The following is a 14,395-nucleotide window of genomic DNA, read 5'->3' on the forward strand; positions in this document are numbered from 1 at the left end:
CGAACCAAAATTTCGGAACGAAGGTTCTAAATAGATGAATAATCTAACTTGTATTAGTAAGCCATTTGAAATCTGGCTTTGGTGGTATAATAAGATACGATAAATGCTGGGGGGCATTATTATTAGACGGAGTAGACTAGATATTACACTTGAAATTTTAAAACTTGCTATGAACGGGGCTAAGAAGACGCAGATAGTTTATGGGGCAAACTTGAATTCTACAATAGCGAACAAGTACCTCACAAGGCTGGAAGATAAGGCTCTTATAATTCATGATGATGGATTATTCCTGACCACGGATAAAGGTCGCCTTTACAAAGACATGGCTAGTGAGCTTGAAATCACGTAATTATTAACTTGAAAAAAGAATAGGGGATACTGGTTAAATTAATCCCAGTATCTTTGAAACTTTAAGCATCACATTTGCAACTGTGAAAGTAATGCTGTTTGCAAATCCGACAGGTTCTATTACAATATTGCCAGAGTCCATGCCATCAATGAAAGTGTTCAGGGGATTATCTGATTCAAGGACCTCGTAAACGGTATCTTCATTTGTGCCAACTACAATGGTTGCTTCTATTTCTGTATCAGCCTCTATCTTCTCGAAAGTCGTGATTTTTGATTCTTCGGTAACTGCTTTTATGTATACCTCTGTCCCATCGTTCATTTCGATAACAAGCTGTATCACTTCATTTCCAAGCAGACTGTTGATAAAGGAAGGTACCTGGTCGGAAACTTCATTATATTCATTAACTTTCAGTTCAAGGTCAGTGAAGATATCAGCACTTGCTGGCTGTATCATCAATAATGTCATGATCAAGAGTATTCCTACAATTTTCTTCATGTTACTCCTCCATAAGCGTACATTTATATTTATGGGTCTAATAGTATTAAATAGTAACTTTTGCTCAAATGTATGCTGCCTGCTTTACAATACATTTTAAACCCTGGGTATCATATAGGCGCTATTATAGAGGACTATTCTGATGGGAGAAGTAGTAGTAAGTGATTCGATGAGGCTTTATTTTGAAGATCTCGAATCGCGACTAGAAAAGGAAATTGAAATTGCCAACAGCGCACGCTCAAAGGGAAGAGACCCCAAACCTCACATGGAGATTCCAATTGCCAAGGATCTTGCAGACAGGGTCGAGAATCTCATTGGTGTCAAGGGTGTAGCCGAGCAGATCCGTAAGTTCGATGAGACTATGTCTCGTGAAGAGGGTGCACTTGCCATTGGTAAGGCTGTAGCCGAGGGTGCTGTTGGTGAATTCGAATCAAAATCAGATGCCATAGAGGCTGCCATCCGAGTGTCTGTTGCCATGTTGACTGAAGGTGTGGTCGCTGCTCCGATCGAGGGCATAGACCGTGTGGATGTGGACAAGAATGATGATGGCAGTGAATTCATAAGGATCTATTACTCAGGTCCCATTCGCAGTGCAGGCGGCACTGCTCAGGCACTTTCAGTGCTTGTAGGGGATTATGTCCGGCGGGCTGTAGGAATTGATCGCTACAAGCCGCGCAAGGAAGAAGTGGAAAGATACGTTGAGGAGATCTTGCTCTACAGGCGTGTTGCTACATTGCAGTACACACCCAGTGAGGATGAGATCAGACTTATTGTTGAGAATTGTCCCATCTGCATAGACGGAGAACCCACGGAAGCTGAAGAGGTGGAAGGTTACCGCAACCTGGAAAGGATAAAGACAAACAGGGTCAGGGGCGGTATGGCTCTTGTCCTGGCGGAAGGTCTGGCACTGAAGGCTCCGAAAGTTCAGAAGCATGTAAGGAATCTTCAAATGGATGGCTGGGATTGGCTTGACAAGCTCATATCCGGTACAAAAAGCAGCGATGATGATGACACAAGCATTGGCGTAAAACCAAAGGACAAATATCTGCGTGATCTTATTGCCGGAAGGCCTGTTTTCTCTCACCCCATGCGTCCGGGTGGTTTCAGATTAAGGTATGGAAGGTCGCGAAATACTTCCTTTGCTGCGGCGGGAATAAGTCCTGCAAGCATGGTCATAATGGATGATTTCATTGTTGCCGGTACTCAGCTTAAAGTGGAACGTCCGGGAAAGGCAGCTGGCATGGCTCCTGTAGATTCGATCGAGGGCCCGACTGTAAGATTGTTCTCAGGTGATATAGTAAGGGTAGATGACGAAGAGACTGCACTTCTTCTACATCCGGAAGTGGAATGTATTATAGATATAGGTGAGATCCTGATAAATTATGGTGATTTCCTTGAGAACAATCACCCACTTATACCTTCTTCTTATTGCTTTGAATGGTGGATACAGGAATACGAAAAGCTGGCAGGAAATGATGCCGATATATCTGAGTTAAAAGATCTATCCCAGGAGCTTGCACTTGAATTGTGTGAACAGTACAACGCTCCCCTCCATCCAAAATATACGTATCTGTGGCATGATATTGAAGCAGGGGATTTCGTATCACTTGCTTCTTTCGTATCGGAAAATGGTTTGCTTTCAAGTGACTCGGTGACTCTCACTCTTCCCTTTGAACAGTCAGTAGATTGCGGTATAAAAAAAACACTTGAAGATCTGCTTGTACTTCACAGGATAATAGATGGCACCATCTCTATCGAAAACCCAATGCCTTTGATAAAATGTCTTGGGCTTGATGTGGGTTTGAAGAAAACCTGGAGTTCATTTGAATCTGATGATGCACTTTCTGCTGTTAATGAGGTCAGCGGTCTGATAGTCCGTGCCCGCGCGCCTATGAGGATAGGTGCAAGGATGGGGCGCCCGGAGAAATCCAATAAGAGAAAGATGACTCCTGCTCCGCATTCTCTTTTCCCTATAGGGGAGACCGGAGGCAATACCCGTAAAATGGAAACCTCTGCAAGTTACAAATCATCAATGAACAGTAAGGTGGGGCAAATAAGGGTTGAGCTTGGCAGCAGGCTATGTCCTGCATGTGGAATGGACAGTTTTCAGCATCGGTGTGAATGTGGTGAATTTACCGTTCCGAAACTTTTCTGCCCCCGTTGCGGCATTTCTGTTCAAAAGGACGAGTGTCCTAAGTGTGGCTCTAAGACGACTTGTGTCAGGATGCAGAATATTGACTTCAAGCGCATATACCAGAATGCGTTTGAGAATCTGGGTGAGAGGGAGAGCGTCGACATAAAAGGTGTCAAGCGTATGATGTCAAAGCACATGACGCCTGAACCACTGGAAAAAGGCATACTTCGTGCAAAACATGACCTTTTCACTTTCAAGGACGGAACTGTCCGATACGATATGTCGGACATTCCTCTGACGCATATAAGGCCTGATGAAATTGATGTTCCTTTTGAGAGGATAAAGGAACTGGGATACACGGAGGACATATATGGTAATCCTCTTGAACGTGATGATCAGGTAATTTGCCTTAAGGTGCAGGATCTGGTTGTTTCTTATGACTGTGGTGAGTATCTCCTGCGTACTACCCAGTACATTGACGACCTTCTTGTAAAATACTATCATGAGGAGCCTTACTACAAAGCAGAGAACATTCATGATATTGTGGGTATTCTTTTGATGGGTCTGGCGCCGCATACTTCCGCCGGTGTTCTTGGCAGGCTCGTGGGTTTTACAAAGGCATCCGTGGGTTATGCACATCCTTTCTTCCATGCTGCAAAAAGGCGTAACTGTGATGGTGATGAGGATTGTGTAATGCTGCTGATGGATGGGCTCATTAACTTCTCTCGTAATTATCTACCCGACAAGAGGGGTGGGCAGATGGATGCTCCTCTTGTGCTTACCACCCGTATCGATCCAAGTGAGGTTGATAAGGAGGCGCACAATATTGATGTCTGCGACCACTATCCTCTTGAATTCTACGAAGCCACTCTTGAATATACCAATCCCAAGGAGTTTGAGAAGAAGATCGACCTTGTGAGTGGCAGGCTGGGAACTCCTGAGCAATATGATCACTTCATGTTTACGCATGATACTACTGATGTTGCCGCAGGTCCGCTGAATAGTGCGTACAAGACCCTTGGCAGTATGGTGGAGAAGATGGATGCTCAACTCGCTCTTGCTGACAAGATCCGTGCAGTGGATGCGTCAGATGTTGCGGAAAGGGTTTTGATGTCACATTTCCTTCCGGATATGTTCGGTAACCTCAGGGCATTTTCAAGACAGAGTACAAGATGCCTTAAGTGCAGTGCAAAATTCCGCCGTCCGCCTTTGACAGGAGTTTGTCCTAAATGCGGTGGTACTGTGATTCTTACTGTCCATGAAGGCTCAGTGAAAAAGTATCTCGAGGTTTCAAAAAAGGTCGCTAAAGACTATAATGTCTCCAGCTACACAAAACAGAGAATAGAGCTCATCGGCCTGGATATGAAATCCCTGTTCGAGAATGACAAATCCAAGCAGATGGGTTTGTCTGAATTTATGTGATTCAGCTTATAGCTATTCCAACGGCGTTTATCTCATTGATAAGCTCCGTGAGTTGTTCCACTTCAAAGTCAAGAACCTTTTCTTTTGTCATCCCGATGGACATTTCTCCATCGTATGTAAGCATCTCAGGTCCTCTGCGTATGAATCTCTCGATCCCGTCTTTGGAAAGTACTTCTTTAACTTCGGGGTCATGAACAAAAGCCCTTCCTGGAATGATCACTGTTTCCTTGACCTTGGTAAGATCAAGTGCCTGGAAATCCTCTATTGTTATGAGGCATCCAATATCCTTCTCCAAAGCAACTACATTAACGGTACTTTCGAGCTTTTCAAATATTTCCGCAAGACGCTCAACAGATGCCCTGCTTGTGAGAATTGTTGCGTCCTTTGTTACCGCAGGGAGTTTTGCAAATGCCTCTTCCTCATTCCTTATGGCAAAAGGAGAGCCAATAAGTGGGTCCTCAAGGGGTGTTCCTGTGATTCGCAGATCGTATTTTTCTGCCGCAGTGCGTACAATTTCTGTAAATTCGCTTATGCTATGTGATTCTATGCCTTCCATAACAGGAGCGTTAGCAAGTATCAGCCCCTCTTCGCGTTTATTGGCAAAGCGCATGAGTATGGCTCCCTTTGCACCCATTTTTTCAAGGTCACTAAGTGTCTTCTCGAGAACTTCTCCGTCATTAACTCCCGGGATAAGTACAATGGCACCATAGACTTCGCAGTGCTGGCAGAACTTCTCCAGTGCCTGCAGGGATATCTCCGGTGAGGGGTCGTTCATATACTTCCTTCTGAGCTCAGGATCTGTGGCAAAGACGGTAAATGACACTTCTGTAACTCCATACTGGATGAGATAATCGGCTTCATCCCCTTCTGTGAATCCTTTTCCACTTGTGTATCCAAGGTGGATCGGAACTTCGAATTTTGACAGGTTGGCTGCAAGGTTCAGAAGATCGGGATAACAGCTGACATCCCCGCCTCCGCTAATGGTTATCTTGTCAATATCCTCCTGGGTGTAACGCATCTTTTGGTGAGTTTCCTGAAATACGTATTCAGCAGGTTTAAAACTTGAATATGCTTCTCTTACGCCTCTGGAGCAATAATCACAGCCTTTGCTAAAGGGAAGGCAGTATTTGCAACCGAACGGCTCTACTTCTTTTACTTTCTTAAAATAGCAGTAAGCACAGAATCCCTTGCAGTCGATTCCGGGATTTCCTCCAACATCAGCAGTGATCTCCATAATGAGTTTGTACATAATATGTATGTTATAAACTTTTGTGGTTGTAGCTGATGTTTTGTTGATGGCATGGAATACAAAGGGTACCTTTATATATCTGTATTTTTTCGATTTTTCTACGATATTCAATAGTTTATAAATATTGGGATAGTTCACTCTGTGAATTGTTACTAACAAGTGCTATATCCAACACATTAAAAATTATATTACTCAATATATTTTATTTGTCACCGATGAGTGCTGAATTCCGTAGGACCAATCCAAAAGGTTTAAACGTCATAGTATCTTAATTAATCCGAGCATCCCATTAACTGTGACTTGTACAGGTATAATTATGTGGTACAGAGGAATTGAAATTCAGTTACTCAACTGTACATTTTCATGATGGGTGATTTTTGAATAGAAACATAGGAGGAAAATATACGTGTCTGATAAAATAGACATTTACGACGACAGAGGTAAACTGTTGGAAAGTGGCGTTGATCTTCTCGCAATTGCGCCAACGAGAAACGCAGCAATACAGACTATCATTAAAGACACCAAGAGGACAGTCGCAGTCAATCTCGCAGGTATCGAGAAAGCACTTAAGACCGGTTCAATGGGTGGCAAAGCAAAGAAGATCCTTGGTAGGGAACTCAACTACGATATCATTGACAATGCAGGTGCAATCCAGGATGCAGTTGCAAAGCTCGTTATGGTAGACGAAGGCGACGACACCAATGTAAAGGAACTTGGTGGCGGAAAGCAGATGATCGTCCAGGTACCAAGCGTAAGAGCACAGGTTGGTGCTGACTTCGTATCTGCAAGTACCGTAACCGGTGCAGCAGTTGTACAGACAATCATTGACATGTTCGACACTGACATGTTCGATGCACCTATCGTAAAGTCCGCTGTATGGGGAAGCTACCCACAGACAATGGACATGTCCGGTGGAAACATCGCATCCATCCTCAGTATCCCACAGCAGAATGAAGGTCTTGGTTTCTCAATGAGGAACATCACAACAAACCACATTGCAGCAATCAGTGGCAGAAGAGCAATGAATGCAGCAGCACTCTCATCCATCTTCGAACAGGTTGGTATGTACGAAATGGGTAACGCTGTAGGTCCTTTCGAGAGACACCAGTTACTTGGTCTCGCTTACCAGGGCTTCAACGCAAACAACGTTGTTTACGACATGGTCAAAGAGAACGGTAAGGAAGGTACAGTTGGTACTGTGATCCAGTCCGTTGTAGACAGAGCTCTTGAGCTTGGTGTTATCTCAGTCGATAAGACCGCACCATCCGGATACAACTTCTACAAGGCAAACGATGTTTCCATGTGGAATGCATGTGCAGCAGCAGGTCAGCTTGCAGCAACACTTGTAAACTGTGGTGCCGGAAGGGCAGCTCAGAATGTATCTTCAACTATCCTCTACTTCAACGATATGCTTGAGAAGGAAACAGGCCTTCCTGGCTGTGACATGGGTAGAGCACAGGGTACTGCAGTAGGTTTCTCATTCTTCAGTCACTCCATCTATGGTGGCGGTGGACCAGGTATCTTCAACGGTAACCACGTTGTAACCAGGCACTCCAGAGGTTTCGCAATTCCTTGTGTATGTGCAGCTTGCTCACTTGATGCAGGAACACAGATGTCCACAGTGGAGAAGACCTCAGCACTTGTAGGTAACGTGTTTGGATCTATTCCAGAGTTTAAGGAGCCAGTTAAAGCAGTGGCAGGAGCTCTCTAAGACGCAACCCCCTCCTAAAATATCACAGGAAAATAAAAATGGCAGACACTTTCCCCGAAGAAGATTATGTGCAGCTTGAAATATTTCCTTCAAGATTGCTCAAACCAGAAACTGCTCAGTTATTGCTGGGTGAGATTGCTGAGATAGATGGTATTATAAGACTATTTATCCACGGTCCTCGTATTCCCCAAACTGTTCCATACGGTCCGGCTACCGGAGAAGTTGTGAATCATCGTGGGAATAAAGTTATCGAGGTCGCAGGTCAGTCAATTGAGCTTGTAGTATCTGTTGGTAGCATCCGTTTAGAGGTTGCGAACGCAGATGTAAAGGAGCAGATAAGGGAAGTTTGTGAAAAAGTACTTCCGTTCACATTTGAATTCAGAGAAGGACTCTTCATTCCCAGAAAGCAGACAGTCACTGACTATGCAAAGCGTGGTCCTGGTGCTGATCCCTTGCTGACCGGAATGACCGATCCAAAAGGAAAACTGAAGGATCTCCCAGTATGTATCTTGAAATCTGAGGACGCTTGATCATGTTCGGTCGGGAAACACAGGTTGTTGATTGCAGACACGGTATGGGTCTTGGTAGAGGCGGAGGACTTGCCCAGCGCGGTACTCTTTCCGAAACCGGAAGACCTGATGTGATAGCAATTGCAATGAGTCCCGGCAGAAGACATATCACAAAACCCGTTTGTGAACTCACATACGGAATGCGTCGCGAGGAGATCCAGGTAAGTGTGCTTGTGCTGAACACCGGCTCTGGTGTTCCGGATACCAATGTGGGTTCCGGTTCATTCGGAATAAGCCCCGAAGAAATTGCACAGATCAACAGGCACAAAGTTGCTGTGATCCACACTGGTAACATCAGAGATCATGTGGTACGGAAGGTAAAAGCAATTCTTGAGGAAGTAAATATTCCTGCAGTAGTTGTTTGCCAGACCCTCGTAGATTTCGAGGATTTTGCAATGGCAGGGGTAAAGACAAGATATGTGAAGCCAAAGAAAAGTGATATTTTAGCAAAAGGAAGGGTGATGGAAATTGTGACCGGAATTACACGAGGGGAATCATGTTCGAGAGAAAAACTGAACGAACTCGTCAAAGCCGTGAAAAGCACAATGAGATCATTAGAGAATTAGGAGTGAATAATTATGGCATATGAACCACAATTTTATCCAGGAGCAACATCAGTTGCTGAAAACAGAAGAAAGCACATGTCCGGTAAAGTTGAGAAGCTCAGAGACGTCGCAGATGACGATCTGGCAATGATTCTCGGACACCGTGCACCAGGTAGCGACTACCCAAGCACACACCCACCACTCGCAGAAATGGGCGAGCCAGAGTGTTCAATCAGGGAAATCGTAGCACCAACCCCTGGTGCAGCTGCAGGTGACAGAGTAAGGTACGTACAGTTTGCAGACTCAATGTACAATGCACCAGCAACACCATACTTCAGATCTTACATGGCAGCTATCAACTTCAGAGGTGTCGACCCAGGTACACTTTCCGGTCGTCAGGTCGTTGAAGCTCGTGAAAGAGACATGGAAGAGATCGCAAAGTTCCAGCTGGAAACAGAAATGACATGCCCAGCACTCGGTGGACTTAGAGGCGCAACAGTGCACGGACACTCACTCAGACTTCCAGAAGACGGTCTTATGTTCGACATGCTTGACAGATGCAGAGTAGAAAACGGCACTGTAATCATGCACAAGGACCAGGTAGGCAGACCAATCGACAAGAAGGTAGTTCTTGGTAAGCCAATGTCTGCAGAAGAAGCAGCAAAGAGAACAACCATATACCGTGTAGACAACGTTGCATTCAGAGACGACGCAGAAGTCATTGAATGGGTACACAGGGTATTTGACAAGAGAACCACCTACGGCTTCAAGCCACAGAACTGAGGTGATGATAATGGCAGATGACAGACAGAGAAGATTTGCAAAACACATGGAGATTAAGTGGACAAAGGAACACGGCACCAACAAGATGGAAGGTGGCGAGATCACTGATATGGTCGGACACTACCACAGACTTGGTGTAGACCAGAATCCACGTAAAATAGAGATGAGAAAAGCTGGTGAAGATCTTGCAGCAAAGAGAGGCCTTGTAGGTTACAACCCAATGATGCACTGTGGTGGTATCCCTCTCGGTCAGAGAGCAATCACACCATCATTCCTTTCAGGCACTGACGACATGGTCGAAGTAGATGACCTCCACTACGTCAACAACGCTGCAATGCAGCAGATGTGGGATGACATCAGAAGAACCGTAGTTGTCGGTATGGACATGGCACACGAGACCCTCGAGAAGAGACTCGGTATCGAAGTCACACCAGAAACAATCAACCACTACCTTGAGACACTCAACCACGCACTTCCTGGTGGAGCAGTTGTCCAGGAACACATGGTCGAGACACACCCAGCACTTGTAGATGACTGTTTTGTAAAGATCTTCACCGGTGACGATGAACTTGCAGATGAAATAGACAGCCAGTTCCTCATCGACATCAACAAGCAGTTCCCTGCAGAGCAGGCAGAAGCAATCAAAGCAGCTGTAGGCAAGACATCCTGGCAGGCAGCACACATTCCAACAATTGTCAGCAGAGTAACCGATGGTGCGCAGACAAGCAGATGGATGGCTATGCAGGTCGGTATGTCCTTCATTTCAGCATACAGCATGTGTGCTGGTGAAGCAGCAGTAGCTGACCTTTCATACGCAGCAAAGCATGCTGGTGTTATCTCAATGGGAGAAATGCTTCCAGCAAGACGTGCACGTGGACCTAACGAGCCTGGTGGAATTTCCTTCGGACACTTCTCCGATATAATCCAGACCAGCCGTAAGACCCCAGAAGACCCAGCAAACGTTGCTCTTGAAGTAGTCGGTGCTGGATGTATGCTCTACGACCAGATCTGGCTCGGTTCATACATGTCTGGTGGTGTAGGTTTCACTCAGTACGCAACTGCAGGTTACACCAACAACATCCTTGATGACAACCTCTACTACAACGTAGACTACATCAACGACAAGTATGATGGTGCAGCAACAACAGGTACTGACAACAAGGTCAAGGCAACCCTCGAAGTTGTTAAGGACATTGCAACAGAATCTACAATCTACGGTCTCGAAAACTACGAGAAGTATCCAACAACCCTCGAAGACCACTTCGGTGGATCCCAGAGAGCAACAAGTCTTTCCGCAGCAGCAGGTTCCGCAACCGCTATTGCAACAGGAAACGGAAACGCTGGTCTTTCCGCATGGTACCTTTCAATGTACCTGCACAAGGAAGCACACGGACGTCTTGGTTTCTTCGGATACGACTTGCAGGATCAGTGTGGTGCAACCAACGTACTCTCATACCAGTCCGACGAAGGTCTGGCTGTTGAACTGCGTGGACCAAACTATCCAAACTACGCAATGAACGTAGGTCACCAGGGTGGATACGCTGCAATCACCTCCGCTGCACACGCAGGACGCGGAGACGCATTCGCAGTCAACCCACTTATCAAGGTCTGCTTCGCAGACGACCTCATGCCATTCGACTTCTCCAAACCAAGGAAGGAGTTCGCAAGAGGATGTCTCAAAGAGTTCGAGCCTGCTGGTGAGAGATCACTCATCATTCCAGCAAAGTAAATTTCAGGCCATAGGCCAAAGTAGGCTTTTTGCCTACTTTTTTTCTTTTTAGTTCAATTTTCGCAGAACCTACTTTTTTCATTCAGATAATAAATCTGAGAAATTGATTATCAAGCTCATTCTGCTACTGTTTTAAGATCATTTCATGTATTCTATATTCAATATAAATTTGATTCTGGCTAGTGAGAATCAATAAAAAAGAAATTTGCAGATATTGTATGTAAGTAATGATATGAAAGGAAAGCCTTTCAGATCATTTGAACTAATCTCATTATTCAGATCGTATTGATATCTGCGCCTATTGATCTCATCTCATCGAAGAAGTCTGGATAGGATATAGCCACGGATTCAACAGTGTCAATGGTTGTGTTACCTGCTACCATTCCGGCTATTGTCAGGGCCATGACTATTCTGTGGTCATGCCATCCATGTACATCTGCACCCCTGAGTTTTCCTCCGGTAATGGTTAACTGGTCCGGCTCTTCTTTTACTGTGATCCCCATCTTGCTCAGCTCCAGAGCCATTGCGTGCAGTCTGTCAGTTTCCTTGTAGCGGACATGTTCTGCATTCTCAATAACGGTAATGCCTTCTGCACATGCGGCAAGCACGGCAACAGTGGGTACAAGATCAGGCGTTGCGCCTGCATCGAAAGTGGTTCCCTTAAGCTCCTTTGCAGTAACCCTGACAATTCCATTATCTTCATCCCATCGTACTTCGGCACCCATGCGCCTGAGCACATCAATGATGGCCTTGTCTCCTTGTTTTGAAGGGAAGAGATTTTTAACAGTAATAGTTGATCCTGTCATCGCGGCGGCAGCCAGCAGGTATGAGGCTGATGAGAAATCTCCTGGAACAGTGTATTCTTTGAGATTATACTTCTGGTTTGCCGGGATGATGAATTTGATGTTGTTGCCTTCCTCCACAAGTATCTCTGCACCTGCTTTCTCGATGAGTTCAGTTGTGATATCAACATAAGGCCTGGATTTCATCTCTCCCTTGATGGAGAGGGTAGTACTCTGTGTGGTCAGCGGGCATGCGATAAGTAGGGCTGATATGAACTGGGAGCTTATGGAGCCGTCTATCATTGTAATAGCGCCTTTAATTCCTCCGCGGACCACAAGAGGTGCGCATCCATTATCACGTGTGGAATATGCATCAACGTTCAGCTTGTTCAAAACATTCAGAAGGGGCTGGTTTGGCCTGCCTCTTATTGAACTGTCACCTGTCAGAACTGTCACACCGTCTGTAAGTGCCGCAACAGCAGTCATAAAACGGAGGGTTGTCCCGGAATTTGCGACATCTATTATGTTATCAGGAATCTTGGGTTTGCCTTTCACCCCATGAACTATTAATTTGTCATCCATTTTCTCAATATCTGCTCCGAATGCCTCACTTGCCCTCACAGTTGCAAGGGTGTCGGCGGACAGAAGCGGCCTGTGAATTACAGACTCGTCAGATAACGCTGCAATGGTTATTGCTCTGTGAGTATAGCTTTTTGAAGGTGGTGCAAACAATTCACCACTGACACTTGAAATTCCAACAGAAACTTTCATTTTATCCTCTTTCCTTAAAATGGAGATAATGGGAAATTAGCGGAAATAATATCTCTATGATCTGATTTCCTTCCCTTTAGCATCGAATAACTACATATTGTACTTTTGCCTATTAACCTTACTGATGACGCAAACCGATCGATGTTATACTATAGGATATGGCGGCAGAACGCCGGATGAGTTCATTCAGATGTTAATGGATAATGGCATCAGCAACCTTGTGGATATTCGCAGATATCCGCACTCCACTTTTGAGGAGTTCAATGGCGAATCGCTACGGGATACCTTGCCAAAGAACTGCATACTCTATTACCATTGTGAAGGGGTTGGTGGCATGCGAGACTCGAAGTATGTCGAGTACATGGAAACTGATGAGTTCATGCAAAGTTTTACCCGCTTAATGACTCTGATAAAAAAGATCAATTCGGAAGGTCAGAAAGTTGTTTTGATGTGTGCTGAGAAGAATCCCAAAGGTTGTCACAGGCATTACCTTTCGACAAAAATAGAAGAAAATGGTATAGAGGTGATCCACCTGGTGGAGTCCGGGCAGACAAGCCTCTTTATGTATTAATTATTTTTTTTGTTCATCTGGAATTACATTGTGCGAAGACGCCTGATGCGCTCTTCTGTTGCAGGATGTGTCCTGAATAGGTTCATAAGGCTGCTTCCCTTTAGCGGGTTCACAATGAACATATGCGCAGTGTGTTGTGATGCCTGTACATCTCCCCTTCCTGGGCGATATTGTGAGCTTCCATGTTCCAGTTTCTCAAGGGCGCTTGCAAGTGCCCATGGTTTTTGTGAGATGCGTGCTCCCTCTGCATCCGCTGCAAATTCTCTGGACCTTGATATTGCTAGCTGGATTATTGTGGCTGCCAGAGGTGCTACGATTGCCAGGGCAATGAATCCAATAATACTATTACCGTCATCATCTCTTCCGCCAATTCCTCCAAAGATCGCTGCCCACCTTGCCATGGTAGCGAGCATGGTGATCACACCGGCAATAGTTGCTGCAACTGCACTGATCAATGTGTCACGGTTCTTGACATGTCCAAGCTCGTGTGCCAGTACTCCCTCAAGCTCTTCCGGGCTGAGGAGGTCGAGTATTCCTGAAGTGGCAGCTACTGCTGCATGCTGCGGATCCCTGCCGGTTGCGAATGCGTTTGGCATGGATGTATTGACAATATATACTTTTGGCATGGGAAGATCAGCACGCATGGCCAGCTTCTGCACAATTCCATACAACTGCGGTGCTTCTGCAGAAGATACTTCCTGTGCCTTGTACATTTTCAGTACGATCTTGTCACTGTACCAGTAACTACCAAAGTTCATGACGATCGCAAAGAGAAAAGCAATCACCATTCCTGAAGGACCACCGATAATGCGTCCTACAATTACCAGCAGGCCAGTAAGTGATGCTAACAATAATGTGGTTTTTATCATATTTCCCATGTTTTTCCTCGTAGAGCTAACTTTACAAGTCTTTAAACGCAACAATAGGTTGATTGTTCTTCTATAAAAACATATCTGTTACATTCTAAAATAATCTTTGGGATATAAAAAAGGCAGAGAATGAACGAATAATCATTCATATCTCTTCGATTGAAATATTTTCCTCTGAGTTAATCTCCTCAAGGAGTGCTTCTATCTCAGCCAGCTCTGCTTCAAGATCTTCTATCTCAGTATCGGTAAGCTCTATGCCTTCTTCACTGAATGCTGTATCAGCAGCACTCACGTCTGAGATCTCAGTGATAACTTCTTCTTGTTCTTCTGTGGTGGTTTTATCAGCGCATCCGGACAACACCAGACCCAACATGACAACAGCCAGCACGAAAATGTATTTCATTTTTGACATTCTC

At 45.1% G+C, this 14,395-nt stretch carries 13 protein-coding genes; 8 read left to right on the forward strand and 5 right to left on the reverse strand.

All coding sequences use genetic code 11. From position 1 onward, the window contains the following. Positions 1 to 103: 103 nt before the first annotated feature. Complete coding sequence (locus V7O66_RS01135; protein ID WP_406661156.1) at positions 104 to 349, forward strand: winged helix-turn-helix domain-containing protein; 246 nt, start codon at positions 104 to 106, stop codon at positions 347 to 349. Positions 350 to 382: 33 nt separating this feature from the next. On the opposite strand, the gene V7O66_RS01140 is transcribed toward V7O66_RS01135, so the two are convergent. Further along, entirely contained in the window at positions 383 to 844 is a 462-nt protein-coding gene (locus tag V7O66_RS01140; RefSeq protein ID WP_406661157.1) for a hypothetical protein, read from the reverse strand. Between the two features lie 142 nt (positions 845 to 986). Here V7O66_RS01140 and V7O66_RS01145 point away from each other — a divergent pair, with 142 nt between their 5' ends. Further along, positions 987 to 4,400 (forward strand): DNA polymerase II large subunit, encoded by a 3,414-nt coding sequence (locus V7O66_RS01145; protein WP_406661158.1) that lies wholly within the window; start codon positions 987 to 989, stop codon positions 4,398 to 4,400. A 1-nt stretch (position 4,401) separates the two neighbouring features. On the opposite strand, the gene mmp10 is transcribed toward V7O66_RS01145, so the two are convergent. After that, positions 4,402 to 5,634, reverse strand: a complete 1,233-nt coding sequence (gene mmp10 / locus V7O66_RS01150) for a methyl coenzyme M reductase-arginine methyltransferase Mmp10 (protein ID WP_406662522.1) — start codon at positions 5,632 to 5,634, stop codon at positions 4,402 to 4,404. A 421-nt stretch (positions 5,635 to 6,055) separates the two neighbouring features. Between mmp10 and mcrB the strand changes: the two genes are divergently transcribed. From mcrB to mcrA, 5 genes are read left to right on the forward strand one after another with little or no spacing between them, the layout of a single operon-like run. Further along, complete coding sequence (gene mcrB / locus V7O66_RS01155; protein WP_406661159.1) at positions 6,056 to 7,360, forward strand: coenzyme-B sulfoethylthiotransferase subunit beta; 1,305 nt, start codon at positions 6,056 to 6,058, stop codon at positions 7,358 to 7,360. Between the two features lie 38 nt (positions 7,361 to 7,398). Next, a complete protein-coding gene (gene mcrD, locus V7O66_RS01160) occupies positions 7,399 to 7,890 on the forward strand; it encodes a methyl-coenzyme M reductase operon protein D (protein ID WP_406661160.1) in 492 nt (163 codons plus the stop codon). Beyond that, a complete protein-coding gene (gene mcrC / locus V7O66_RS01165; RefSeq protein ID WP_406662524.1) occupies positions 7,890 to 8,495 on the forward strand; it encodes a methyl-coenzyme M reductase I operon protein C in 606 nt (201 codons plus the stop codon). The genes mcrD and mcrC overlap by 1 nt, the downstream gene beginning before the upstream one ends. 12 nt (positions 8,496 to 8,507) lie before the next feature. After that, positions 8,508 to 9,257: a coenzyme-B sulfoethylthiotransferase subunit gamma gene (gene mcrG, locus V7O66_RS01170; protein WP_406661161.1), complete on the forward strand. Its 750-nt coding sequence runs from the start codon at positions 8,508 to 8,510 to the stop codon at positions 9,255 to 9,257. Positions 9,258 to 9,267: 10 nt separating this feature from the next. Further along, complete coding sequence (mcrA, locus tag V7O66_RS01175) at positions 9,268 to 10,986, forward strand: coenzyme-B sulfoethylthiotransferase subunit alpha (RefSeq protein WP_406661162.1); 1,719 nt, start codon at positions 9,268 to 9,270, stop codon at positions 10,984 to 10,986. A 275-nt stretch (positions 10,987 to 11,261) separates the two neighbouring features. Here the strand turns inward: mcrA and aroA are convergent, their stop codons facing one another. After that, complete coding sequence (gene aroA, locus V7O66_RS01180; protein WP_406661163.1) at positions 11,262 to 12,539, reverse strand: 3-phosphoshikimate 1-carboxyvinyltransferase; 1,278 nt, start codon at positions 12,537 to 12,539, stop codon at positions 11,262 to 11,264. Positions 12,540 to 12,663: 124 nt separating this feature from the next. Here aroA and V7O66_RS01185 point away from each other — a divergent pair, with 124 nt between their 5' ends. Then, the gene (locus V7O66_RS01185) at positions 12,664 to 13,110 is read left to right on the forward strand and encodes a DUF488 family protein (RefSeq protein ID WP_406661164.1); all 447 of its coding nucleotides are present in this window, start codon (positions 12,664 to 12,666) and stop codon (positions 13,108 to 13,110) included. A 23-nt stretch (positions 13,111 to 13,133) separates the two neighbouring features. Here V7O66_RS01185 and htpX read toward each other — a convergent pair whose 3' ends face one another. Then, positions 13,134 to 13,988: a zinc metalloprotease HtpX gene (gene htpX, locus V7O66_RS01190; RefSeq protein ID WP_406661165.1), complete on the reverse strand. Its 855-nt coding sequence runs from the start codon at positions 13,986 to 13,988 to the stop codon at positions 13,134 to 13,136. A gap of 136 nt (positions 13,989 to 14,124) precedes the next feature. Next, positions 14,125 to 14,391 (reverse strand): hypothetical protein, encoded by a 267-nt coding sequence (locus V7O66_RS01195; RefSeq protein ID WP_406661166.1) that lies wholly within the window; start codon positions 14,389 to 14,391, stop codon positions 14,125 to 14,127. Between the last annotated feature and the right edge of the window lie 4 nt (positions 14,392 to 14,395).

The sequence above is a fragment of the Methanolobus sp. ZRKC3 genome (genome assembly GCF_045291275.1).
In the GTDB taxonomy this organism is placed as follows: domain Archaea; phylum Halobacteriota; class Methanosarcinia; order Methanosarcinales; family Methanosarcinaceae; genus Methanolobus.

Excerpts from the sequence above, each read along its gene's own strand:
- V7O66_RS01135 (WP_406661156.1), top strand. The coding sequence starts at position 104 with ATGCTGGGGGGCATTATTATTAGACGGAGTAGACTAGATATTACACTT.
- V7O66_RS01140 (WP_406661157.1), bottom strand. The coding sequence starts at position 844 with ATGAAGAAAATTGTAGGAATACTCTTGATCATGACATTATTGATGATA.
- V7O66_RS01145 (WP_406661158.1), top strand. The coding sequence starts at position 987 with ATGGGAGAAGTAGTAGTAAGTGATTCGATGAGGCTTTATTTTGAAGAT.
- mmp10 (WP_406662522.1), bottom strand. The coding sequence starts at position 5,634 with ATGGAGATCACTGCTGATGTTGGAGGAAATCCCGGAATCGACTGCAAG.
- mcrD (WP_406661160.1), top strand. The coding sequence starts at position 7,399 with ATGGCAGACACTTTCCCCGAAGAAGATTATGTGCAGCTTGAAATATTT.
- mcrG (WP_406661161.1), top strand. The coding sequence starts at position 8,508 with ATGGCATATGAACCACAATTTTATCCAGGAGCAACATCAGTTGCTGAA.
- mcrA (WP_406661162.1), top strand. The coding sequence starts at position 9,268 with ATGGCAGATGACAGACAGAGAAGATTTGCAAAACACATGGAGATTAAG.
- aroA (WP_406661163.1), bottom strand. The coding sequence starts at position 12,539 with ATGAAAGTTTCTGTTGGAATTTCAAGTGTCAGTGGTGAATTGTTTGCA.
- V7O66_RS01185 (WP_406661164.1), top strand. The coding sequence starts at position 12,664 with ATGACGCAAACCGATCGATGTTATACTATAGGATATGGCGGCAGAACG.
- htpX (WP_406661165.1), bottom strand. The coding sequence starts at position 13,988 with ATGGGAAATATGATAAAAACCACATTATTGTTAGCATCACTTACTGGC.
- V7O66_RS01195 (WP_406661166.1), bottom strand. The coding sequence starts at position 14,391 with ATGTCAAAAATGAAATACATTTTCGTGCTGGCTGTTGTCATGTTGGGT.